Origin of the sequence: Mycobacterium sp. E796, from assembly GCF_001672815.1 — a bacterium.
Taxonomy (GTDB): domain Bacteria; phylum Actinomycetota; class Actinomycetes; order Mycobacteriales; family Mycobacteriaceae; genus Mycobacterium.
Genome location: NZ_LZKK01000297.1, coordinates 1 through 21,596, shown reverse-complemented (window position 1 = coordinate 21,596; position 21,596 = coordinate 1). Strand labels below are relative to the sequence as shown.

The 21,596-nt window shown below is 69.3% G+C and carries 19 protein-coding genes and 1 riboswitch; of the genes, 9 read left to right on the top strand and 10 right to left on the bottom strand.

The genetic code is table 11. The features are described 5' to 3' along the window. Window positions 1-4: 4 nt before the first annotated feature. The gene (locus A5706_RS22810) at window positions 5-421 is read right to left on the bottom strand and encodes a PaaI family thioesterase (protein ID WP_068135696.1); all 417 of its coding nucleotides are present in this window, start codon (window positions 419-421) and stop codon (window positions 5-7) included. 291 nt (window positions 422-712) lie between these two features. Between A5706_RS22810 and A5706_RS22805 the strand changes: the two genes are divergently transcribed. The 9 genes from A5706_RS22805 (at window position 713) to A5706_RS22765 (ending at window position 13,292) form a co-directional block, all read left to right on the top strand. Continuing rightward, the gene (locus A5706_RS22805) at window positions 713-1,132 is read left to right on the top strand and encodes a BlaI/MecI/CopY family transcriptional regulator (protein WP_068135678.1); all 420 of its coding nucleotides are present in this window, start codon (window positions 713-715) and stop codon (window positions 1,130-1,132) included. A gap of 14 nt (window positions 1,133-1,146) precedes the next feature. Next, window positions 1,147-2,097, top strand: a complete 951-nt coding sequence (locus A5706_RS22800) for a M56 family metallopeptidase (RefSeq protein WP_068135675.1) — start codon at window positions 1,147-1,149, stop codon at window positions 2,095-2,097. 106 nt (window positions 2,098-2,203) lie between these two features. Continuing rightward, window positions 2,204-3,670 (top strand): NADP-dependent phosphogluconate dehydrogenase, encoded by a 1,467-nt coding sequence (gndA, locus tag A5706_RS22795; RefSeq protein ID WP_068135673.1) that lies wholly within the window; start codon window positions 2,204-2,206, stop codon window positions 3,668-3,670. A gap of 43 nt (window positions 3,671-3,713) precedes the next feature. Further along, window positions 3,714-5,150: a GuaB1 family IMP dehydrogenase-related protein gene (locus A5706_RS22790; RefSeq protein ID WP_068135671.1), complete on the top strand. Its 1,437-nt coding sequence runs from the start codon at window positions 3,714-3,716 to the stop codon at window positions 5,148-5,150. Between the two features lie 168 nt (window positions 5,151-5,318). Then, complete coding sequence (locus tag A5706_RS22785) at window positions 5,319-6,689, top strand: hemolysin family protein (protein ID WP_068135667.1); 1,371 nt, start codon at window positions 5,319-5,321, stop codon at window positions 6,687-6,689. After that, on the top strand, window positions 6,686-7,726 hold the full coding sequence (locus tag A5706_RS22780) for a hemolysin family protein (RefSeq protein WP_068135665.1): 1,041 nt from the start codon (window positions 6,686-6,688) through the stop codon (window positions 7,724-7,726). The genes A5706_RS22785 and A5706_RS22780 overlap by 4 nt, the downstream gene beginning before the upstream one ends. A gap of 228 nt (window positions 7,727-7,954) precedes the next feature. Beyond that, the gene (locus tag A5706_RS22775; RefSeq protein WP_068135662.1) at window positions 7,955-10,150 is read left to right on the top strand and encodes a malate synthase G; all 2,196 of its coding nucleotides are present in this window, start codon (window positions 7,955-7,957) and stop codon (window positions 10,148-10,150) included. A 100-nt stretch (window positions 10,151-10,250) separates the two neighbouring features. After that, on the top strand, window positions 10,251-12,299 hold the full coding sequence (locus A5706_RS22770; protein WP_068135660.1) for a substrate-binding domain-containing protein: 2,049 nt from the start codon (window positions 10,251-10,253) through the stop codon (window positions 12,297-12,299). Window positions 12,300-12,431: 132 nt separating this feature from the next. Then, on the top strand, window positions 12,432-13,292 hold the full coding sequence (locus A5706_RS22765; RefSeq protein ID WP_068135657.1) for a haloalkane dehalogenase: 861 nt from the start codon (window positions 12,432-12,434) through the stop codon (window positions 13,290-13,292). 54 nt (window positions 13,293-13,346) lie between these two features. Here A5706_RS22765 and gcvP read toward each other — a convergent pair whose 3' ends face one another. From gcvP to A5706_RS22720, 9 genes are all read right to left on the bottom strand, one after another. Further along, the gene (gene gcvP, locus A5706_RS22760; RefSeq protein WP_068135653.1) at window positions 13,347-16,199 is read right to left on the bottom strand and encodes an aminomethyl-transferring glycine dehydrogenase; all 2,853 of its coding nucleotides are present in this window, start codon (window positions 16,197-16,199) and stop codon (window positions 13,347-13,349) included. A 156-nt stretch (window positions 16,200-16,355) separates the two neighbouring features. Continuing rightward, window positions 16,356-16,453, bottom strand: a riboswitch (glycine riboswitch). Window positions 16,454-16,477: 24 nt separating this feature from the next. Next, window positions 16,478-17,107, bottom strand: a complete 630-nt coding sequence (locus A5706_RS22755; RefSeq protein WP_068101273.1) for a MerR family transcriptional regulator — start codon at window positions 17,105-17,107, stop codon at window positions 16,478-16,480. Window positions 17,108-17,366: 259 nt separating this feature from the next. Beyond that, window positions 17,367-17,861 (bottom strand): bifunctional nuclease family protein, encoded by a 495-nt coding sequence (locus A5706_RS22750; protein WP_066933175.1) that lies wholly within the window; start codon window positions 17,859-17,861, stop codon window positions 17,367-17,369. 64 nt (window positions 17,862-17,925) lie between these two features. Further along, window positions 17,926-18,693, bottom strand: a complete 768-nt coding sequence (locus A5706_RS22745; RefSeq protein ID WP_068135649.1) for a MerR family transcriptional regulator — start codon at window positions 18,691-18,693, stop codon at window positions 17,926-17,928. Window positions 18,694-18,705: 12 nt separating this feature from the next. Next, window positions 18,706-19,167 (bottom strand): glycogen accumulation regulator GarA, encoded by a 462-nt coding sequence (gene garA, locus A5706_RS22740; RefSeq protein ID WP_369830353.1) that lies wholly within the window; start codon window positions 19,165-19,167, stop codon window positions 18,706-18,708. A gap of 275 nt (window positions 19,168-19,442) precedes the next feature. Further along, window positions 19,443-19,841, bottom strand: coding sequence for a glycine cleavage system protein GcvH (gene gcvH / locus A5706_RS22735; RefSeq protein ID WP_067149344.1), 399 nt, complete (start codon window positions 19,839-19,841; stop codon window positions 19,443-19,445). Between the two features lie 38 nt (window positions 19,842-19,879). Continuing rightward, the gene (locus tag A5706_RS22730) at window positions 19,880-20,644 is read right to left on the bottom strand and encodes a DUF881 domain-containing protein (RefSeq protein WP_231985383.1); all 765 of its coding nucleotides are present in this window, start codon (window positions 20,642-20,644) and stop codon (window positions 19,880-19,882) included. A 160-nt stretch (window positions 20,645-20,804) separates the two neighbouring features. Beyond that, window positions 20,805-21,137 carry a small basic family protein gene (locus tag A5706_RS22725; RefSeq protein ID WP_066933079.1) on the bottom strand — a complete coding sequence of 111 codons (333 nt, stop codon included), beginning with the start codon at window positions 21,135-21,137 and terminating at the stop codon, window positions 20,805-20,807. A gap of 25 nt (window positions 21,138-21,162) precedes the next feature. Then, window positions 21,163-21,596: DUF881 domain-containing protein (locus A5706_RS22720; protein WP_156767282.1), on the bottom strand; the 434-nt coding region annotated here is incomplete at its 5' end.

Genomic DNA, 21,596 nt, shown 5'->3' with positions numbered 1-21,596 from the left:
CGGACTAAGCCTCGAGGTTTTGCAGCCGCACCTGACCGCGGGCCACCACCCGGTCGTTGTCGTCGGTGATGGTGACCAGCCACAGCTGCTGGCGCCGGCCGCGGTGAATCGGCTCACCGGTGCCGTACACCATCCCGGAGGCGATCGAGCGCAGAAAATCCGTGTTGTTGTTGACGCCCACCACGTTGCCGCCGTCGCCATGGGTGTTCAGCCAGGTGTAGGCGGCCACGCTGGCCATGCTCTCGATCACCGAGCAGTAGACGCCGCCGTGCACGAGGCCCATGGGCTGTAGCAGTTTGGGAGTGACCTCGAGTTGGGCGCGCACGCGGTCCGGGCTGAGTTCCGTGTAATGCAGCCCCAACTCGCCGTCGAAGGGCGAGGTGAAGTTCGGCGGCAACGGCGCGTCGGGTGGCGGTGGCACGCTCATGTGTCTACACCATCGGCCGTCGGGGCCACCGGCGAGGAAACATCCGCGGAGACAGGCGGGCCCCGCGCCGGTGCGCGGGGCCCGCCGATCGAGTAGACCGGGGGTCACTGCAGCCCTCAGGACCCGCGGCGGTCATGTCGCTCGACCGCCATCAGCATAGGCAAGGCTGCCCTAATTTCGCAAGGTACGGTTTCGGTATGACCGAGCCCCGCTGCGCCCGGACAGATACGACGGCCGGTAGTAAGCGGAGTACGCTGGTTTCGACGCTCAGGAGATGAACGCACTATGGCCAAACTGACCCGGCTAGGGGATCTGGAACGCGCCGTGATGGATCATCTGTGGTCCACGCCGGAGCCCCAGACCGTCCGCCAAGTCCACGAGGCGTTGTCGGCGCGACGCGACCTCGCCTACACGACGATCATGACGGTGCTGCAACGGCTGGCCAAGAAGAACCTGGTCTCCCAGATCCGCGACGACCGCGCCCACCGGTACGCGCCGGTGCACGGGCGCGACGAGCTCGTCGCCGGGCTGATGGTGGACGCACTGGCCCAAGCCGAGGACTCCGGGGGCAGGCAGGCCGCCCTGGTGCACTTCGTCGAGCGCGTCGGCGCCGACGAGGCGGAGGCCCTTCGGCGCGCGCTGGCCGAACTGGAAGCCAATCCGCGCGACGACGCCCGGTCGGCTGGCGCGCCAGCGGAGGATTGAGGGAGACTGGCAGCGTGTCCGCGCTGGCCTTCTCGATCCTCGCGGTGCTGTTGGTCGGCCCGGTGCCGGCGTTACTGGCACGCGCGACGTGGCCGTTGCGCGCCCCGCGTGCCGCGATGGTGTTGTGGCAGGCCGTCGCACTGGCCGCGGTGCTCTCCGCGTTCAGCGCCGGCATCGCGATCGCCAGCCGGGTGCTGGTGCCCGGCCCCGATGGGCGGCCGACCGCCAGCGTCATGGGCGCGGCGGGCCGGCTGGGCTGGCCGCTGTGGACGGCGTACATCGCCGTCTTCGCGCTGACCGTGTCGGTCGGTGTGCGGTTGATCGTCGCGGTGGCGCGGGTGGCCATCGCCAATCGGCGCCGGCGGGCCCACCACCGCATGGTCGTCGATTTGGTCGGGGTCGGCCACGATGCGGCCCGCGCACAGCCTTGCGCGAACACGCGCGACCTGCGCGTCCTGGACGTCGCCCAACCGCTCGCCTATTGCCTGCCGGGCGTGCGCAGCCGGGTCGTGGTCAGCGAGGGAACGCTGAAGACGCTCGGCGACGCCGAGGTCTCCGCCATCCTGACCCACGAGCGGGCCCACCTGCGCGCCCGCCACGATTTGGTGCTGGAGGCTTTCACCGCGGCGCACGCCGCCTTCCCGCGGTTCGTCCGCAGCGCCAACGCGCTGCGCGCGGTGCAGTTGCTCGTCGAGCTACTGGCGGACGACGCCGCCGTGCGCGCCACCGGGCGCACTCCCCTGGCCCGGGCGCTGGTCGCCTGCGCGTCGGGGCGGGCGCCGTCGGGTGCGCTGGCAATGGGCGGCACCGGCACCGTGGTGCGGGTGCGCCGACTCTCGGGCCGCGGCAACAGCCTGATGCTGGCTGCCAGCGCATACCTCGCCGCGGCCGCCGTGTTCGTGGTGCCGACCGTGGCACTGGTCGTGCCGTGGCTCATCGAGCTGCGACGGCTGTTCAACGTCTAGCGTCGGAGTGGGCCATCACCCTGGAATGCCTCCCGGAGTCGGCTGTGCCACAGTGTGATCCGACAGCCCGTCGGAAAAGTCCTGCCGCAACCTGAGAGGCGAACACATGAGTGCCCCGAATTCCAAGGATTCGAAGACCGGTACCGCGCAGATCGGCGTCACCGGCCTCGCCGTCATGGGCTCCAATATCGCCCGCAACTTCGCCCACCACGGGTACACGGTGGCGCTGCACAACCGGTCCGTCGCCAAGACCGACGCGCTGCTCTCAGAACACGGCGACGAGGGCAAGTTCGTGCGCTCGGAGAGCATCGCGGAATTTCTCGACGCGCTGGAGAAGCCGCGGCGGGTGCTGATCATGGTCAAGGCCGGGGACCCGACCGACGCCGTCATCAACGAGCTCGCCGACGCCATGGAGGAAGGCGACATCATCATCGACGGCGGCAACGCCCTCTATACCGATACCATCCGCCGGGAGAAGGCGATGCGCGAGCGCGGGCTGCACTTCGTCGGCGCGGGCATCTCCGGCGGCGAGGAGGGGGCGCTCAACGGGCCGTCGATCATGCCGGGCGGCCCGGCGGAGTCCTACAAGTCGCTGGGCCCGCTGCTCGAGGAGATCTCCGCGCACGTCGACGGCGTTCCGTGCTGCACCCACATCGGCCCCGACGGCGCCGGCCACTTCGTCAAGATGGTGCACAACGGCATCGAGTACTCCGACATGCAGCTGATCGGCGAGGCCTACCAGCTGCTGCGCGACGGGCTCGGCAAGACCGCCGACGAGATCGCCGACGTCTTCGACGAGTGGAACAAGGGCGATCTGGACAGCTTCCTCGTCGAGATCACCGCGAAGGTGCTGCGCCAGAAGGACGCCAAGACCGGCAAGCCGCTCGTCGACGTCATCCTCGACGAGGCCGAGCAGAAGGGCACCGGGCGCTGGACGGTGAAGTCGGCGCTGGACCTCGGCGTGCCCGTCACCGGTATCGCCGAGGCGGTGTTCGCCCGCGCGTTGTCGGGGTCGGTCACCCAGCGCAAGGCCACCACCGGGCTGGCGTCGGGTCAGCTCGGTGAAAAGCCAACCGACGCAACACAATTCGTCGAGGACGTCCGCCAGGCCCTGTACGCGTCGAAGATCATCGCGTACGCCCAGGGGTTCAACCAGATTCAGGCCGGCAGCGCCGAATACGACTGGAGCATCACGCCGGGCGACCTGGCCACCATCTGGCGCGGCGGCTGCATCATCCGGGCGAAGTTCCTCAACCGCATCAAGGAGGCGTTCGACGAGGACGCCGACCTGCCGACGCTGATCGTCGCGCCGTACTTCCGCGCCGCGATCGAGGCCGCGATCGACGGCTGGCGCCGCGTCGTGGTGACCGCCACCCAGCTGGGCATCCCGATCCCGGGCTTCTCCTCGGCGCTGTCCTACTACGACGCGCTGCGCACCGAGCGCCTGCCGGCGGCGCTCACCCAGGGGCTGCGGGACTTCTTCGGCGCGCACACCTACGGCCGCATCGACGAGGACCCGGACAAGCGCTTCCACACTCTGTGGAGCGGGGACCGCAGCGAAGTGCCCGCCTAGCGGTCTGCGTGTAGAAGGGATCAAAGGGGGCAAGCCCAATCACATGAGGTTTCTCGACGGGCATCGACCCGGGTACGACCTGACGTACAACGACGTCTTCATCGTGCCGAACCGCTCCGATGTGGCGTCGCGCTTCGACGTCGACCTGTCCACCACGGACGGCTCCGGCACCACCATCCCGGTCGTCGTCGCCAACATGACCGCGGTGGCCGGGCGCCGGATGGCGGAGACGGTCGCGCGGCGCGGCGGCCTGGTGATCCTTCCCCAGGATCTGCCGATCCCGGCGGTGCAGCAGACGGTGGATTTCGTCAAGAGCCGCGACATGGTCCTCGACACCCCGGTGGTACTCGAGCCCGACGACTCGGTGTCCGACGCGATCGCGCTGATCCACAAGCGTGCCCACGGCGTCGCCGTCGTGGTTTTCGAGGGCCGCCCGATCGGCTTGGTCACCGAGGCGTCATGCGTCGGCGTCGACCGCTTCACCCGGGTGCGCGACGTGGCCGTGACCGACTTCGTGACGGCCCCCGTGGGCGTCGAGCCGCGCAAGATCTTCGACCTGCTCGAGCACGCCCCCATCGGTGTCGCGGTGGTGACCGGCGCCGACGGCACGCTGGCCGGCGTGCTCACCCGCACCGGGGCGGTCCGCGCCGGGCTGTACACGCCGGCCACCGACGCGCGCGGGCGGTTGCGGGTCGGCGCGGCGGTCGGCATCAGCGGCGACGTGGGGGCCCGGGCGCGGTCCCTGGCCGAGGTCGGGGTGGACATGCTCGTCATCGACACCGCGCACGGGCATCAGGTCAAGACGCTGGAAGCGATCAACGCGGTCGCGTCGTTGGACCTCGGCCTGCCGCTGGCGGCCGGCAACGTGGTGTCGGCGGAGGGCACCCGGGACCTGCTGGGCGCGGGGGCGACCATCGTCAAGGTCGGCGTCGGGCCCGGCGCCATGTGCACCACCCGGATGATGACCGGCGTCGGGCGCCCGCAATTCTCCGCCGTCCTCGAATGCGCTTCCGCCGCACGGAAACTCGGCGGGCACGTGTGGGCCGATGGGGGTATTCGGCATCCGCGGGACGTCGCGCTGGCACTGGCCGCGGGCGCGTCGAACGTCATGATCGGGTCGTGGTTCGCCGGCACCTACGAGTCGCCCGGCGACCTGATGCGCGACCGCGACGACCAGCCCTACAAGGAGAGCTACGGCATGGCCTCCAAGCGGGCCGTCGTCGCCCGCAGCGGCGCCGAGACCGCGTTCGACCGGGCCCGCAAGGCGTTGTTCGAGGAGGGCATCTCGACGGCCCGGATGGGGCTGGACCCCGACCGCGGCGGCGTCGAGGACCTGATCGACCACATCACCTCGGGGGTGCGCAGCACCTGCACCTACGTCGGCGCCTCCACCCTGGAGGAGCTGCACGAGCGGGCCGTCGTCGGGGTGCAGTCGGCCGCAGGGTTCGCCGAGGGCCATCCGCTGCCGTTGGGTTGGTGAGCGTGCCGCGGTCGTGCTGCCGTCCGCACGCGTTGGCTACCATGTGAATTCATGTGAGTCGCGGCCGGCAGCAAAGCGCTGCGCCGCATCGAGGGAAAGGCATGACGTGCCGCAGGCACGCGTCGGGGCCCGCATATCGATCCGGGCATCGTCCCCGGGGTCTGGGTCATGAACGTCGCCGTCACCCTGATCAGCCTCGCCGCCATCGCGCTGCTGATCTTCGCCAACGGGGTATTCGTCGCGGCCGAGTTCTCGCTGACCGCCCTGGACCGCAGCGTCGTGGACTCCAACGCGCGCCTCGGGGGCCGGCGCGACCGCTTCATCCAGCGCGCCCAGCAGCGGCTGTCGTTTCAGCTCTCCGGCGCCCAACTGGGCATCTCGATCTCCACGCTGGCGACCGGGTATCTGACCGAGCCGTTGATGGCCGACCTGCCGCATCCCGCGCTCAGTGCGATCGGCATACCGAACCGGCTGGCCGACGCCGTCCTCGCGTTCCTGGCGCTGGTGATCGTGACCTCGGTGTCGATGGTGTTCGGCGAGCTGGTTCCGAAATATCTCGCCGTGGCGCGCCCGCTGTCGACCGCCCGCGCCGTCGCCGGGGTTCAGTTGCTGTTCTCGACGATCTTCACCCCGGTCATCCGGTTGACGAACGGCGCGGCCAACTGGATCGTGCGCGAGCTGGGCGTCGAGCCGGCCGAGGAGCTGCGCTCGGCCCGCTCGCCGCAGGAGCTGGCGTCCCTGGTGCGCAACTCGGCCCGCAGCGGCACGATGGACGCCGCCACCGCCGCCCTGGTGCGGCGATCGCTGCAGTTCGGGGAGCTGACCGCCGAGGAGCTGATGACGCCGAGGTCGAAGATCGTCGCGCTGGAAACCGACGAGACGGTCGCCGACCTGATCGCCGCGGCCGCCGAGTCCGGCTTCTCCCGCTTCCCCATCGTCGACGGCGACCTCGACGAGACCGTCGGCATCGTGCATGTCAAACAGGTGTTCGCGGTGCCGGCGGCCGAGCGCGCGACCACCCTGCTGACCACGCTCGCGCAGCACGTGCCGGTGGTCCCGTCGACCCTGGACGGTGACGCGGTGATGGCCGAGATCCGCGCCAACAGCCTGCAAACCGCGATGGTCGTCGACGAGTACGGCGGCACCGCGGGCATGGTGACCGTCGAGGACCTGATCGAGGAGATCGTGGGCGACGTCCGCGACGAGCACGACGACGCCACCCCGGACGTGGTGGCGGCCGGCGCCGGCTGGCGGGTGAACGGGCTGCTGCGCATCGACGAAGTGGCCGCCGCCACCGGATTTCGGGCCCCGGAAGGCCCCTACGAAACGATCGGCGGCCTGGTGCTGCGCGAACTCGGCCACATTCCCGTGGCCGGGGAAACCGTGGAGCTGACCGCGCTGGACCCCGACGGCCTGCTGGACACCTCGATGCGCTGGCAGGCGACCGTGGTCCGGATGGACGGTCGCCGTATCGACGTGCTCGAGCTGCAGGAGCTCGGCAGCCGGGCCGAAACACCCGCGGGACGAGGCCCCTCGTGAACGACGCACTGGGAGTCCTGCTGGCGATCCTGCTGATCGGCGTCAACGCGTTTTTCGTCGGCGCGGAGTTCTCGCTGATCTCGGCCCGCCGCGATCGCCTCGAGGCGCTGGCCGAGCAGGGCAAGGCGAGGGCCGTCGTGGTGATCCGCGCCGGCGAGCAACTGTCGTCCATGCTGGCCGGGGTGCAGCTGGGGGTGACGGTCGCGTCGCTGCTGCTCGGCCGCATCGGTGAGGCCGCGGTCGCCAGCCTGCTGCGCTCGGCGTTGGGCCTCACCGGCTGGCCCCCGGCGCTGCTGCACACGCTCTCGCTGGCGATCGCGCTGGCGATCGTCGTGACCCTGCACGTGCTGCTGGGCGAGATGGTGCCGAAGAACATCGCGCTGGCCGGCCCCGAGCGCACCGCGATGCTGCTGGTGCCGCCCTACCTGGCGTACGTGCGCGCGGCCCGGCCGTTGATCACGTTCTACGACAAGTGCGCCAACGTGGTGCTGCGCGCGCTGGGGGTCGAGCCCAAGTCGCAACTCGACGTGGCGGTTTCCACCACAGAGCTGCGGGTGATGATCACCGAATCCGTGTCCGAGGGGCTGTTGGACGCCGAGGAACACGGCAGGCTGACCCGGGCGCTGCAGCTGCGCTACCGCCGCGTCGGCGACGTGGCGCGGCCGCTCGCCGAGATCCGGGCGGTGCCGGTGGCCGCGGCGGGCTCCGGGCCGACCGTGGGGGCGGTCGAGGAGGCCCTGGCGCGGAGCGGTTATTCGCGGTTTCCCGTCGTCGACCTCGACGGGAAGTACATCGGTTACCTGCACATCAAGGATGTGCTGACGCTCGACAACGACCCGAACACGGTCATCGACCGGGCCTGGGTGCGACCGCTGCCGCAGGTCCCGACGTCGCTGCCGCTGGCCGACGCCCTGTCGCGGATGCGCCGCAGCAACAGCCATCTGGCCTTGGTGACTGACGACAGCGGCGCCGTGGTCGCGATGGTCGCGATGGAAGATCTGGTCGAGGACCTGGTCGGCACCATGCGTGACGCGTAGTGCCGCTGCCCGCGAATCGGGCGGCAGCCCGTATGATCTCCAAGGCTGCCGGGCCGGATAGCGATCGTTGCGGTTCGCCGCGGCGCCACCGTTGGAGCTCTTAGCGCGCGCCTGACCTGCTGTTGAAGGCCGGGCGGATGACGTCCGGCAAGCCGCCGGTCGGTACGCTGAAGGCAATGCGCGTTGAGGGCCAGTGAGGTGTTACTCGGCCCACTATGGAGGAGAAAAATGACTGATCGCGTGTCGGTGGGGAACCTGCGCGTCGCCCGAGTGCTCTACGACTTCGTGAACAACGAGGCCCTGCCCGGCACCGACATCGACCCGGACAGCTTCTGGGCGGGCGTCGACAAGGTCGTGGCCGACCTGACCCCGCAGAACCAGGATTTGCTGAACCGCCGCGACGAGCTGCAGGCCCAGATCGACAAGTGGCACCGGCACCGCGTGATCGAGCCGATCGACGCCGAGGCCTACCGCGAGTTCCTCGTCGAAATCGGCTACCTGCAGCCCGAACCCGACGACTTCACCATCACCACCTCGGGTGTCGACGACGAGATCACGACGACCGCCGGCCCGCAGCTGGTGGTGCCGGTGCTGAACGCGCGGTTCGCGCTGAACGCGGCGAACGCTCGCTGGGGTTCCCTCTACGACGCCCTTTACGGCACCGACGTCATCCCCGAGAGCGACGGTGCGGAAAAGGGATCGAGCTACAACCGGGTTCGCGGCGACAAGGTGATCGCCTACGCGCGCGGATTCCTCGACCAGGCCGTCCCCCTGGCGTCGGGCTCCTGGGCCGACGCGACGGGCATCAGCATCGCCGACGGCCAGCTGCAGATCACCCTCGGTTCCGAAGCGGAGCCCGTCGGGCTGGCCCAGCCCGAGAAGTTCGTCGGGTACAGCGGCGAGCTCGGGTCCCCCAGCTGGTCGGTGCTGCTGGTCAACCACGGACTGCACATCGAGATCCTGATCGACCCCGAGTCCCCCGTCGGCTCCACCGACCGGGCCGGCGTCAAGGACGTGGTCCTGGAATCGGCGGTCACCACGATCATGGACTTCGAGGACTCGGTGACGGCCGTCGACGCCGACGACAAGGTGCTGGGCTACCGCAACTGGCTGGGGCTGAACAAGGGCGACTTGGTCGAGGAGGTCAGCAAGGGCGGCAAGACCTTCACCCGTGCGCTCAACGCCGACCGCACCTACAGCACGCCCGACGGCGGTGAGCTCACCCTGCCCGGCCGCAGCCTGTTGTTCGTCCGCAACGTGGGGCACCTGATGACGAACGACGCCATCATCGACGCAGATGGCAACGAGGTTTTCGAAGGCATCATGGACGGGCTGTTCACCGGCCTGACCGCGATCCACGGGCTGCGGACCGGTGACGCCAACGGCCCGCTGACGAACAGCCGCACCGGTTCCATCTACATCGTCAAGCCCAAGATGCACGGCCCCGCCGAGGTGGCGTTCACCTGCGAACTGTTCAGCCGCGTCGAGGACGTGCTGGGCCTGCCGCAGGGCACCCTCAAGGTCGGCATCATGGACGAGGAACGCCGCACCACGGTCAACCTCAAGGCGTGCATCAAGGCCGCCGCCGACCGGGTGGTGTTCATCAACACCGGCTTCCTCGACCGCACCGGCGACGAGATCCACACCTCGATGGAGGCCGGCCCGATGATCCGCAAGGGTGCGATGAAGAACAGCACCTGGATCAAGGCCTACGAGGACGCCAACGTCGACATCGGGCTCGCCGCCGGGTTCAAGGGCAAGGCCCAGATCGGCAAGGGCATGTGGGCGATGACCGAGCTGATGGCCGACATGGTCGAGCAGAAGATCAGCCAGCCCAAGGCCGGCGCCACCACCGCGTGGGTGCCGTCCCCGACGGCGGCCACCCTGCACGCGATGCACTACCACTACGTGGACGTGGGCGCCGTGCAGGACGAGCTCGCGGGCAAGAAGCGCACCACCATCGAGGAGCTGCTGACCATTCCGCTGGCCAAGGAATTGGCTTGGGCGTCAGAGGAAATCCGCGAGGAGCTCGACAACAACTGCCAGTCCATCCTCGGCTACGTGGTGCGCTGGGTGGAGCAGGGCGTCGGCTGCTCGAAGGTGCCCGACATCCACAACACGGCGCTCATGGAGGACCGTGCCACCCTGCGGATCTCCAGCCAGCTGCTGGCCAACTGGTTGCGCCACGGCGTGATCACCAGCGAGGACGTTCGCGCCAGCCTGGAGCGGATGGCGCCGCTGGTGGACCGGCAGAACGAAGGGGACCCGGTTTATCGGCCGATGGCGCCCAACTTCGACGACAGCATCGCCTTCCTGGCGGCTCAGGAGCTGATTCTGTCCGGGACACAGCAGCCGAACGGCTACACCGAGCCGATCCTGCACCGGCGCAGGCGCGAGTTCAAAGCTCGCGCCGCGGGTGCGTGAAACGGCCCGACATGCGGTAAGTAATGCGGTTCGATGACTAGAATCTGCGCCGAGTTCACAAGTCACGCGACGAGTCGACGGGAAGGCGGCGGGCACCGGTATGGGTAGGCACAGCATGCCCGACCCCGAGGATTCCGTCGACGAGCCAGCTGACGAATACCTCGCCGAGGATGCGTACCCGGCCGACGAAACGGGTCAGCACCACCGCGAGGCCGGCCTCCCGGACTATCCGAGCGGGGACGACTACGGCGCGGTGGACTACTCGGGCGCGGACTATTCGCACGAGGACCCCTATGCCACCGACGACACGTTCGCGTCCGGCCCCGACGACGCGTATCCGGAGTTCGCCGCCGGCCCGCCGAGCGCGCCGCCGGCGGCCGCCCCGTCGTCCCGTTTCGGCGGCGGCCACCGCGGGCTCGGTGAACGCCTCGGCGGTCACCGCAGCGACGGCGGGCGCCGCGGCGTCAGCATCGGGGTCATCGTCGCGCTCGTCGCCGTCGTCGTCGTCGTGGGCACGGTGATCCTGTGGACCTTCTTCGGTGACGCGCTGTCACACCGCTCGCACACCGCCGCCGCGCGGTGCGTGGGGGGCAAGGAGACGGTCGCCGTCATCGCCGACCCGTCGATCGCCGATCCCGTGCAGCAGCTTGCCGAGAGCTACAACGCCACGTCCGGCCCGGTCGGCGATCACTGCATGGTGGTGAGCGTCAAACAGGCCGGTTCCGACGCGGTCCTGGGCGGGTTCGCCGGCAAGTGGCCGGCCGACCTGGGCGGCCAGCCGGCGTTGTGGATCCCGGGCAGCTCGATCTCGGCCGCCCGGCTCGCCGCGTCCGGTCAGAAGATCGCCGAAAGCCATTCCCTGGTCACCTCGCCGGTCATGCTCGCCGTGCGCCCGGAACTCGGCCAAGCCCTGGGCAATCAGGGTTGGGCGGCGCTGCCCGGCCTGCAAACCAACCCGAATTCGCTGGCCGGGCTGAACCTGCCGGCCTGGGGATCGTTACGGCTGGCGTTGCCGATGACCGGCAACGCCGACGCATCGTTGCTGGCCGGCGAGGCCGTGGCGGCGGGGGCTGCCGGAGCGGGTGCGCCACCGACGCAGGGCGTCGGCGCCGTGCGCGCGCTGCTGGGCGCCCAGCCCAAGCTCGCGGACAACTCCCTGACCGAGGCGCTGAACGCGCTGCTCAAGCCCGGTGACGCGGCGACCGCGCCGGTGCACGCCGTGGTCACCACCGAGCAGCAGCTGTACCTGCGGGGCCAGTCGCTGTCCGACGCCAAGAGCACGCTGGCTTCCTGGCTGCCGCCCGGCGCGGTGCCGGTCGCCGACTATCCCGCGGTGCTGCTCAGCGGCTCCTGGGTGAACCAGGAGCAGGCCTCCGCGGCCAACGGGTTCGCCCGCTTCATGCAGAAGCCCGAGCAACTCGCGAAGCTGGCCAAGGCCGGCTTCCGGGTCAGCGGCGTCAAGCCGCCGAGCAGTCCGGTTACCAGCTTCGCGGCCCTGCCGTCCACCCTGTCGGTGGGTGACGACGCGCTGCGTGCCACGCTGGCCGAGGCGATGACCGCCCCGTCCAGCGGGCTCGCTGCGACCATCATGCTCGACCAGTCGATGCCCGTCGACGAAGGCGGAAAGTCGCGGCTGGCCAACGTGATCGGGGCGCTGCAGGACAAGCTCAAGTCGTTGCCGGCCAGCGCCGCCGTCGGGCTGTGGACCTTCGACGGCCACGAGGGGCGCTCGGAGGTGACGAGCGGACCGCTGGGCGACCCGGTTAACGGCCAGCCGCGCTCGGCGGCGCTGGCGGCCGCGCTGGACAAGCAGTATTCGTCGGCCGGCGGCGCCGTGTCGTTCACCACGCTGCGCCTGCTCTACCAAGAGGTGCAGACCAATTACCGCGCCGGCCAACCGAATTCGATACTGGTGATCACGTCGGGGCCGCACACCGACCAGACGTTGGACGGGCCCGGGCTGCAGGACTTCATCCGCAAGAGCGCCGACCCGGCCAAGCCGATCGCGGTCAACGTCATCGACTTCGGCGCCGACCCCGACAAGGCCACCTGGGAGGCCGTCGCCCAACTCAGCGGCGGCGGCTACCAGAACCTCACCACGTCGGCGTCCCCCGATCTTGCCGCGGCCCTCAGCACCTTCTTGAGCTGACGGCGCCCGACTCGCCGCGAGCGTAACCTGGCTGCGAAAAACCGGGCCGAAATTCGCCGTGCGGTTGCGCTCGCGAACGAGAGCTTGTCACCCCTCCGGCATACGATCGTCGCGTTGCCCGAAGGGAGCGCCATGAAGATCGATTTCACCCCGGATCCTCGCCTTTATCCGTTCGAGTCGCGCTGGTTCGACAGCTCGCGCGGGCGGATGCACTACGTCGACGAGGGTGATGGGCCGCCGATCCTGCTGTGCCACGGCAACCCGACGTGGAGCTTCCTGTACCGGGACATCATCGTCGCGCTGCGCGGCCAATTCCGTTGCATCGCACCCGATTACCTCGGCTTCGGGCTGTCCGAGCGACCCGCCGGGTTCGGATACAAGATCGACGAGCATGCCCAGGTGGTCGGCGAGTTCGTCGATCACCTGGGTCTCGACGGCTATCTGACGATGGGCCAGGACTGGGGCGGGCCCATCAGCATGGCGGTCGCCGTCGAGCGCGCCGCCAGGGTCCGCGGCGTCGTGCTGGGCAACACCTGGTTCTGGAAGACGGATGAGCTGACGACAAAGATCTTCAGCCGCGTGATGGGCAGCCCGCCGATGCAGTGGGCGATCTTGCAGCGGAATTTCTTTGTGGAGCGCCTGATTCCGGCGGGGACTCAGCACCGCCCGAGCGAGGCGGTGATGGAACACTACCGGGCCGTGCAGCCCAGCGCCGAGGCGCGAAAAGGTGTGGCCGAGATGCCCAAACAGATCCTGGCGGCCGAACCCTTGCTGTCGCGGCTCGGGCGGGAGGTGCCCGCCCGGCTCGGTGCCAAACCCGCGCTATTCGTCTGGGGGATGAAGGACTTCGCGTTCAGGCCCGGCCCCACGCTGCCGCGGATGCGGGCGGCGTTCCCGGATCACGTCGTAGTCGAGCTGCCCGAAGCCAAGCACTTCATCCAGGAGGACGCGCCCGACCGGATCGCGGCGGCAATCATCGAGCGCTTCGGCTAGCGGCGATCGCGAGGGCGGCGAAGCCGGGTGAAGCGGGTCGCCACCATCGGGCTCCTAGGCGAACGCCTCCACCGGCGGGCACGAGCAGACCAGGTTGCGGTCGCCGTAGGCGCCGTCGATGCGGCGCACCGGCGGCCAGACCTTGGGCCGGAATCCCTTGCCCAGCGGGTAGGCCGCCTCCTCCCGCGTGTACGGGTGCTTCCAGTCGGAGACGAGCAGGCACTCGGCGGTGTGCGGCGCCCCCCGCAGCGGGTTGTCGTCAACCGACCACTCCCCCGCGCCGACGCGCTCGATCTCGCCGCGGATGGCGATCATGGCCTCGCAGAAGTCGTCCACCTCGGTCAGGCTCTCGCTTTCGGTCGGCTCCACCATCAGCGTGCCGGCCACCGGAAAGCTCATGGTTGGCGCGTGAAAGCCATAGTCCGCCAACCGCTTTGCGACGTCGTCGACGGTCACCCCGGTGGCCTTGGTGATGCCGCGCAGGTCCAGGATGCACTCGTGCGCGACCATGCCGTTCTCGCCCGCGTACAGCACCGGGAAGTACTCGTCGAGGCGCCGGGCGATGTAGTTGGCCGAGGCGATCGCGGTGAGCGACGCCGCCCGCAGCCCCTCGGCGCCCATCATCCGGATGTAAGCCCACGTGATCGGCAGGATCGACGCCGACCCGTAGGGTGCCGACGACACCGGATGCCCTCCGGGTAGTTCGGAGGCGTACGGGTGGCCGGGCAGGAACGGCGCCAGGTGCGAGCGCACCGCCACCGGCCCGACGCCCGGCCCGCCGCCGCCGTGCGGGATGCAGAACGTCTTGTGCAGGTTCAGGTGGCTGACGTCGCCGCCGAACCTGCCCGGGCGGGCCAGCCCGACCAGCGCGTTGAGGTTGGCGCCGTCGATGTAGACCTGGCCGCCCGCGTCGTGCACGGCCGCGCAGATCTCGGCGATGTCGTGCTCGTACACGCCGTGGGTGGACGGGTAGGTGATCATCAACGCGGCCAGCCGGTCCGCGTGCTCGGCCACCTTGGCCCGCAGGTCGTCGAGGTCGACGTCGCCAGCCCGACCGGCCTCGTCGCGGCAGGCGACAACCACAACCCGCAGCCCGGCCAGCGCGGCCGAGGCGGCGTTGGTCCCGTGTGCGCTGGACGGGATGAGGCAGATGTCGCGGTGCGGTTCGCCGCGGCTGGCGTGGTAGTCGTGGATGGCCAGCAGGCCGGCGTACTCGCCCTGCGAGCCGGCGTTGGGCTGCAGCGAGACGGTGTCGTAGCCGGTGATCTGTACCAGCCAGGTCTCCAGGTCGGCGATCAGCCGGCGGATGCCCTCGGTGTCGGAGGCCGGCGCGAACGGGTGCAGGCGCGCGAATTCGGGCCAGGTGATCGGTTCCATCTCGGCGGCGGCGTTGAGCTTCATCGTGCACGAGCCGAGCGGAATCATGCTGCGGTCCAAGGCGATATCCTTGTCCGCCAGCGTGCGCAGGTAGCGCATCATCGCCGTCTCGGTGCGGTATTGCGTGAACGCCGGGTGCGTCAGGAACTCCGAGGTGCGTGTCGCGATATCGGCGGCGACGGGTTCGGCGGCCGCCACCCCGAAGGCGTCGATCACCGCGGCGACATGCGCGTCGGTGGTGGCCTCGTCGCAGGCCACCGAGACGTGGTCGTCGTCGACGCGCCACAGGTTGACGCCGTTGGCCTTGGCCGCGGCCAGCACCTCGTCGGCGCGGCCCGGCACCCGGGCCAGCACGGTGTCGAAGTACGTGTCGTGTACCAGCGCATCACCCAGCGCGGCGGCGATGGCTTCGGCGTGGCCGTGTACGCGGCGAGCGATCGCGGTCAGCCCGTCGGCGCCGTGGTAGCTGGCGTACATCGCGGCCATCACGGCCAGCAGCACCTGCGCGGTGCAGATGTTGCTGGTCGCCTTGTCGCGGCGGATGTGCTGCTCGCGGGTCTGCAGCGCCAAACGAAACGCCGGCGCGCCATCACTGTCCACAGACACGCCGACCAGCCGCCCCGGCAGCTGGCGGGCATGCTTGGCGTGCACGGCCAGGTAGCCGGCGTGCGGCCCGCCGAATCCCATTGGGACACCGAACCTTTGGGTGCTGCCGAACGCGACGTCGGCTCCGGTCTCGCCGGGCGGGGTGATCAGCGTGCACGCCAGCAGGTCGGCGCCGACGGCGACCAGCGCGCCCCGTTCGTGCGCCGCCGAGACCAGGGCCGCCCAGTCGGTGATCCGCCCGCTCGCACCCGGCAGCTGGGTGACGACGCCGAAGAATTCCCCGTCGGGCAGGCCGTCACGCAGGTCGGCGGTGACGATCTCGATGCCCAACGGCCTGGCCCGCGTGGCCAGCACGGCCGCGGTCTGCGCGAAGACGTCGACGTCCACGACGAGCCGGTTCGCCGCCCCGCGCGCCGCGCGGTGCATCAACGTCATCGCCTCGGCCGCGGCAGTGCCCTCGTCGAGCATCGACGCGTTGGCGACCTCGAGGCCGGTGAGGTCGGCCACCATCGTCTGGAAGTTCAGCAACGCCTCCAGCCGACCCTGGCTGATCTCCGGCTGATAGGGCGTGTACGCGGTGTACCAGGCCGGGTTCTCCATGATGTTGCGCAGCAACACGGGCGGTGTGAGCGTGTCGTAGTAGCCCTGCCCGATCATCGACACGGCCACGGTGTTGGCGTCGGCCAGCGCGCGCAGCTCGGCCAGCGTCTCGGCCTCGCTGGCGGGGGGCGGCAGGTGGTCAAGCCCCGGCGCGGCGCCGCCGTCGGGGCGCGTGTCGAGGATGCCGGCCGGAACCGCCTTCGACGCCAGCTCGTCTAACGAGTCGACGCCGATTACGTCGAGCATGGCGGCGATGGCCTGGCTGTCCGGCCCGATGTGCCGCGCTGCGAAGGTTGAGTGATCGGGCTTCGAAAAATCGGCCACGGCGAACTCCTGAGGTCGAGGGACTAACGGCCCCCTCCCTCTGTCTTCACCCGTTCGCCGGGCGCCTGAGAGATTCGGCGCCGGCTGCTGCGTCGGCGCCTTTCCCCATCGGCGGGTGGGACCGCTGCCGGTCCGCACCGCTTTCCAGAGGCGTCGTTAACTCGCGCGGTCCGGGTGCCTGAGAGGTTGACGGAGAGGTGTTGCTCCTTCGGCGCCCGTGACTGGCAGCCACGAGACTCTCCCGCCCGAGTGCGACGCGCGGACCAGTTTACCCGGGGTCAGCCGATCTTGCGGTCGCGGTGCTTGCGCCGCGACGCTAGCTCGTCCTCCGGTGCCGCGATCGACTCGCCGCCGTCGGCCCGCTCGCCGTGGAAGTCGGCGATCACGCCGGTCAGCTCGCGCATGGCGCCCGACACCGCGATGCCGAAGACGCCCTGCCCGCCCTGCAGCAGGTCGACGACCTCTTCGGCCGAGGTGCACTCGTAAACGGTGGTGCCGTCGGAGAACAGGGTGATGTTGGCCAGGTCCTGGACGCCGCGCTGGCGCAGGTGGTCGACGGCGACGCGGATGTTGTGCAGCGAGATGCCGGTGTCGAGCAGTCGCTTGACGATCTTGAGGACCAGGATGTCCTTGAACGAGTAGAGCCGCTGGCTGCCGGAGCCCGCCGCGCTGCGGATCGACGGAACCACCAGCGACGTGCGCGCCCAGTAGTCCAGCTGACGGTAGGTGATGCCGGCGATCTGGCACGCGCTCGGCCCGCGATAGCCCACCAGCTCGTCGGGCACGGAATCGTCGGGGAACAGCCCGGGCTGCACCGGTGCGCTCGCCGCGGAGACGGGTTGGTCGCTGCTCGCGGCGTTCGCTTGGTCAGCTAGGTCCAGCTGTTCTTGACGTGGCTGCTCGCTCACGGTGGTTCCTCTCGCCGATCGCGCTGTCATCGTTAGCTGCGTCTCTGGCTGCACCGCAGCCACGTTTGCTCAGGCCCGAGTGCTAGTGAGCTTACGCTTTTCGATAGCCGCCGCGCCCTAAGTCGTGATCAAAGTATGGCGGCCGGAGCCCCAACTGGCAGCACTATCGGCCAGCGTGTCGAGATCGCGGCGCCAGATGAGATGGTTCCGTGATGTCGGCGTCCAGCCTAGTACCCGCGGGATGGCCCTCGCCGCGCGACTAGGTGGCCTTGAAGTCGTCGGGCGACACGCTGTCGAGGAACTCCTTGAACTTCTCCACCTCGTCCTCACGCACGGCGGTGTTGGCCTCTTCGTCGCTCTCGTCGGGGATGAGCAGACCCGCCTGGGCGAGCACGGCCTCCTCGACGTAGATCGGGACGCCGACCCGCAGGGCGATCGCCACCGAGTCCGACGGGCGCGCCGAGACCGTGATGTTGCGGTCGAAGACCAGGTCGGCGTAGAACGTGCCCTCCTGCAGGTCGACGATCCGCACCTCTTTCAGCGAATGCCCAAGTGCGGCAATGAGATCCCTGATCAGGTCATGCGTCAGCGGCCGGGGCGGTTCGACGCCCTGCTGCTCCAGCGCGATGGCGGCGGCTTCGGACTGACCGATCCAGATTGGCAGGTAGCGGTCACCGTTGGCCTCGCGCAGCAACAGCACCGGCTGGTTCTGCGGTTGCTCGACGCGAATGCCGACAACACGAACTTCACCCATCTGTGTCTGCCCTCCGCAACTCTTCAGCCCGCCGAACACCAAGCTGTCCAACGAAGTCTAATCCTCAGCGATGCAGAACGTCGCGAACGGCAGACTTGATCAGCGAGGTGTGCAATGTGATCGCGAGCGCGGCCACCTCACGCGCCAGGTCGTCGGCGCGGTCCCGGGCGCCGGCCTTGCCGGCCTTGACGAGCGGCCCCGCGATCTGGGCGATCAGATCGGACTGCCGGTCGGCCGCGGAACGAAAGGCGCGCAGGTGCCTCGGTTCGACGCCGTATTCGGCCAGGGCCCGCGCGCATTGGAGGATGACCACGGCGTGTTCGTCGAAGAACCGGCCCGGGCCGGTGGTGATCACCCCCGCCCGGAGCAACGCCGTCAGCAGTTCGTCGTCCACCCCGGAACGTTCCAGGAGATCCTCTCGGCTCAGCCGGACCCGCGGCGGGGCCACCGCCGCCGCGTCGGGCTTGGCGCCCGGAGCGGCCTCGGCCACGGCGGCGGATTCCCCGCCGTTCGGAACCGACACCAATCGCGGTACCCCGTAAGGCGATCCGATCGGGGGCAGCTCGCCGTCGGGCAGCGCGTCCAGCTGCGCCCGGATCACCTTCAGCGGCAGGTAGTGGTCGCGCTGCGCGGTGAGGATGAACCGCAGCCGCGCGCAGTCGTACGCGGTGAACCTGCGATATCCCGACGCGGCGCGCTGGGGCGTCACCAGTCCTTCGGCCTCCAAGAATCGAATCTTGGAGATCGTGACATCGGGGAAATCCGGCCTCAACAGGTCGAGAACCGCCCCAATCGACATCCCGGCCAGTGCCGGGCTATCGGGTGCGCTCACTACCCTCCTTCACTACCCTCCGGAGTCTCCGTCGTCGCCCTGCTTGGGTCCGGTCAAGAACACCAACCGGAACTTGCCGATCTGAACCTCGTCGCCGTTGGCCAGCACCGCCGAATCGACGGGCTCGCGGTTGACGTACGTGCCATTCAGGCTACCGACATCGACGACGTGAAATTCGTTATTTTCCAACCTGAATTCGGCGTGGCGACGGCTGACGGTGACGTCGTCGAGGAAGATGTCGCTGTCAGGATGCCGACCGGCGGACGTGATGGCCTGGTCGAGCAGGAACCGCGACCCGGCGTTAGGTCCGCGTTTGACGACCAGCAACGCCGAGCCGGCCGGGAGTCCTTCGACCCCCGACACCGCGCTCTCGGTCCCCGCCTGGGCGGGCGCGTCGAGTTCGTTGAGAAAGTCGGCACGAAAGACCGAAGTCGTTTCCACCGTGACTTCGTCAGAGGTCTGGTCGTTATCCATGTCCGTCACGCGCTGCTCCTCACTGGCCGCTGTGGCGTTATCCGAGCCGGGCTGCTCGCCCGGCTCCCCTCTAGGTTTGTCGAGGTTTCCTGAGTTTCTCTAGCCCCGCACTGCTGATTACTTGACCGTCTCGTGTCTATCAAGTGTCGATCTGTTGACCGTACCGCGCACCGGTTCGCAATGTGCCCCCCACCGGACGATCGGAAGCCCGACCGACGTGAACCGCGTGCGCCGCCCGCAGCACCGAGCGGGGCTGGCAGGCACATTAGCAATCGTCATTCGGTCAGCGTCCCGCGGTAGGCCTCCGGGTCGAGCAGCGCCGAGATCGCCGACTCGAGCTCGGCGGCGTCCGAGACCTGGACGTCGACCAGCCAACCCGACCCGTAGGGGTCGGAGTTGACCAGCTGCGGACTGCCCTCCAGGTCGGCGTTGACGGCCAAGACCGTGCCCGACACCGGCGCGAACAGGTCCGACACCGACTTCGTCGATTCCACCTCGCCGAAGGATTCGCCCGCGCTCACCTGGCTGCCCACGTCCGGCAGCTGGACGAAGACGACGTCGCCGAGCGCCGATTGCGCGAAGTCGGTGATACCGACCCGCACGGTGTCCTCACCGCTGCGTCGAACCCACTCATGTTCGGCGGTGTAGTGCAGATCGGACGGGATATCGCTCACGGGGTCATCCTGTTCTGGTCGCTGCCGACGAGGCACGTTCACTTGACGGGCTGAGCGTATTGGTGCGGTTTTGGTTGTCGCAAGGTGGTCACGTCGACCCGGTCGGCCTGCTGGACCGTCATCCGGGCGCCGACGCGCTTGATGCTGTCCTCGGCCCCGCCGGGGATGTTCATCGCCGCGGCCAGCGTCGGCGGATCGCCAATCGCCAGAATCGAATACGGAGACGACAGGGTCTTGGTGTCGACGGTCAACGAGCCCGGCGTACCCACTATCCAGGTATCGACACCTACCCGGACGGATTGGTGCGCGTCGTTGATCTCGATCGCTTCGGCGCCGGCGGCACGCAACTCGTTGAGCACGTCGAGCATCGCTTCCGGTGACACCCCCGGGCCCGGGTCGTCGATGGTGATCGTGACGCCGGGGCCGGTGGCGCCCACCGCGCCGACCAAGATGGACAGCGCCGCCAGCCGGGCCTGGGCGCTCTGGATGGCCGCCTGATCGTTGTTGCCGGACGCCTGCAACGCATTCAGCGTGTTTTGCAGCTCGCCGACCTCGGTGTTCAGCGTCGCCTCGCGCTGCCGCAGCGAGTCCAGCAGCACCAACAGGTCGGCGGGGCGGGCGGTGTCCAGCGAGTCGCCCGACTTGGTCTGGCGGACCTGGGTGACGATGGCGATCCCCAGGACGAGGCATAGCACGACCGCCAGCGCCCCGAAGACCAGCCGCGAGCGGCCGGCCCGCAACATCGCGGACAAGCCCGTGCGGTGCACCGGGCCGATCTCGGGCCGCGGGCGGTGCGGCGGCAGTTCGTGCCGGCCGCGATGCGCAGCCGCGCCCGCGGTCGGCTCGGCCGGCGCGTCGCGAGTTTCCCTGTCTTCGGGCGGGTCTTGGCTCACGGTGATGTCCTGCCGTTGCTCATGGCGCCGCTCCTCCGCATCGCTTCGCTCTGCATCGTCGCCGCGGTGCTCATGCCCCGAACAGCCGGCGCCGCAGTGCGGCGGCGTTGCCGAAGATGCGGATGCCCAGCACGACGATGATCGCGGTGGACAGCTGGGTGCCGACGCCGAGTTGGTCGCCGACGTAGACAATGAGCGCGGCCACAAAGACGTTGAACACGAACGAAATCACGAAGACCTTGGGGTCGAAGATCCGCTCGAGGTAGGCGCGCAGTCCACCGAACACCGCGTCCAGCGCGGCCACCACCGCGATCGGCAGATAGGGCTGGACAACCTCCGGGACGGCGGGATGGAAGACCAAACCCAGCACGATGCCGACCGCGAGCGCCGCGATGCCGATCATGCTCGGTTTCCGCTCGGCATGTCTCTCACTGGGGCCCAATCTGTCTGGCGAACTTGACATCCCGCATCGGTCCGGCCGGCAGCGACAGGCCGTCGGCGACGTTCACGGTGACGACGACACCGTAGGAGGACTCCAGCAGCCTAAGCCGCTGCAGGCCGGGGCTGTCATCGAAGACATCGCGCATCGAGTGCGGCGGCCCGACCGCCAGGATCTTGTAGGGGCTGCTGGTCGGGTTGTTGTCGACGAGGATCGCCCCGCCGGCCTGCCGGATGGTGACGTTGGGTCCGATCCGGACGCCGCCGACGGAGATGGCTTCGGCGCCGCTGGCCCACAGCGAGTTGACGACCAGCTGCAGGTCGCGGTCCAGGATGATCTGCCTGCTGCCGTTGATGCGCTGCTTGGAAACGTCGGAAAGGTTCGGGCCGGCACCGGGATCCGTCACCGTCACCGCGAGGCCGG

Bases quoted from the DNA above. Each gene is read 5' to 3' on its own strand.
- A5706_RS22765 (WP_068135657.1), top strand. From the start codon at position 12,432: ATGAAGATCGATTTCACCCCGGATCCTCGCCTTTATCCGTTCGAGTCG.
- A5706_RS22805 (WP_068135678.1), top strand. From the start codon at position 713: ATGGCCAAACTGACCCGGCTAGGGGATCTGGAACGCGCCGTGATGGAT.
- A5706_RS22775 (WP_068135662.1), top strand. From the start codon at position 7,955: ATGACTGATCGCGTGTCGGTGGGGAACCTGCGCGTCGCCCGAGTGCTC.
- A5706_RS22785 (WP_068135667.1), top strand. From the start codon at position 5,319: ATGAACGTCGCCGTCACCCTGATCAGCCTCGCCGCCATCGCGCTGCTG.
- A5706_RS22770 (WP_068135660.1), top strand. From the start codon at position 10,251: ATGGGTAGGCACAGCATGCCCGACCCCGAGGATTCCGTCGACGAGCCA.
- gndA (WP_068135673.1), top strand. From the start codon at position 2,204: ATGAGTGCCCCGAATTCCAAGGATTCGAAGACCGGTACCGCGCAGATC.
- A5706_RS22790 (WP_068135671.1), top strand. From the start codon at position 3,714: ATGAGGTTTCTCGACGGGCATCGACCCGGGTACGACCTGACGTACAAC.
- garA (WP_369830353.1), bottom strand. From the start codon at position 19,167: ATGGATAACGACCAGACCTCTGACGAAGTCACGGTGGAAACGACTTCG.
- A5706_RS22750 (WP_066933175.1), bottom strand. From the start codon at position 17,861: ATGGGTGAAGTTCGTGTTGTCGGCATTCGCGTCGAGCAACCGCAGAAC.
- A5706_RS22725 (WP_066933079.1), bottom strand. From the start codon at position 21,137: ATGATCGGCATCGCGGCGCTCGCGGTCGGCATCGTGCTGGGTTTGGTC.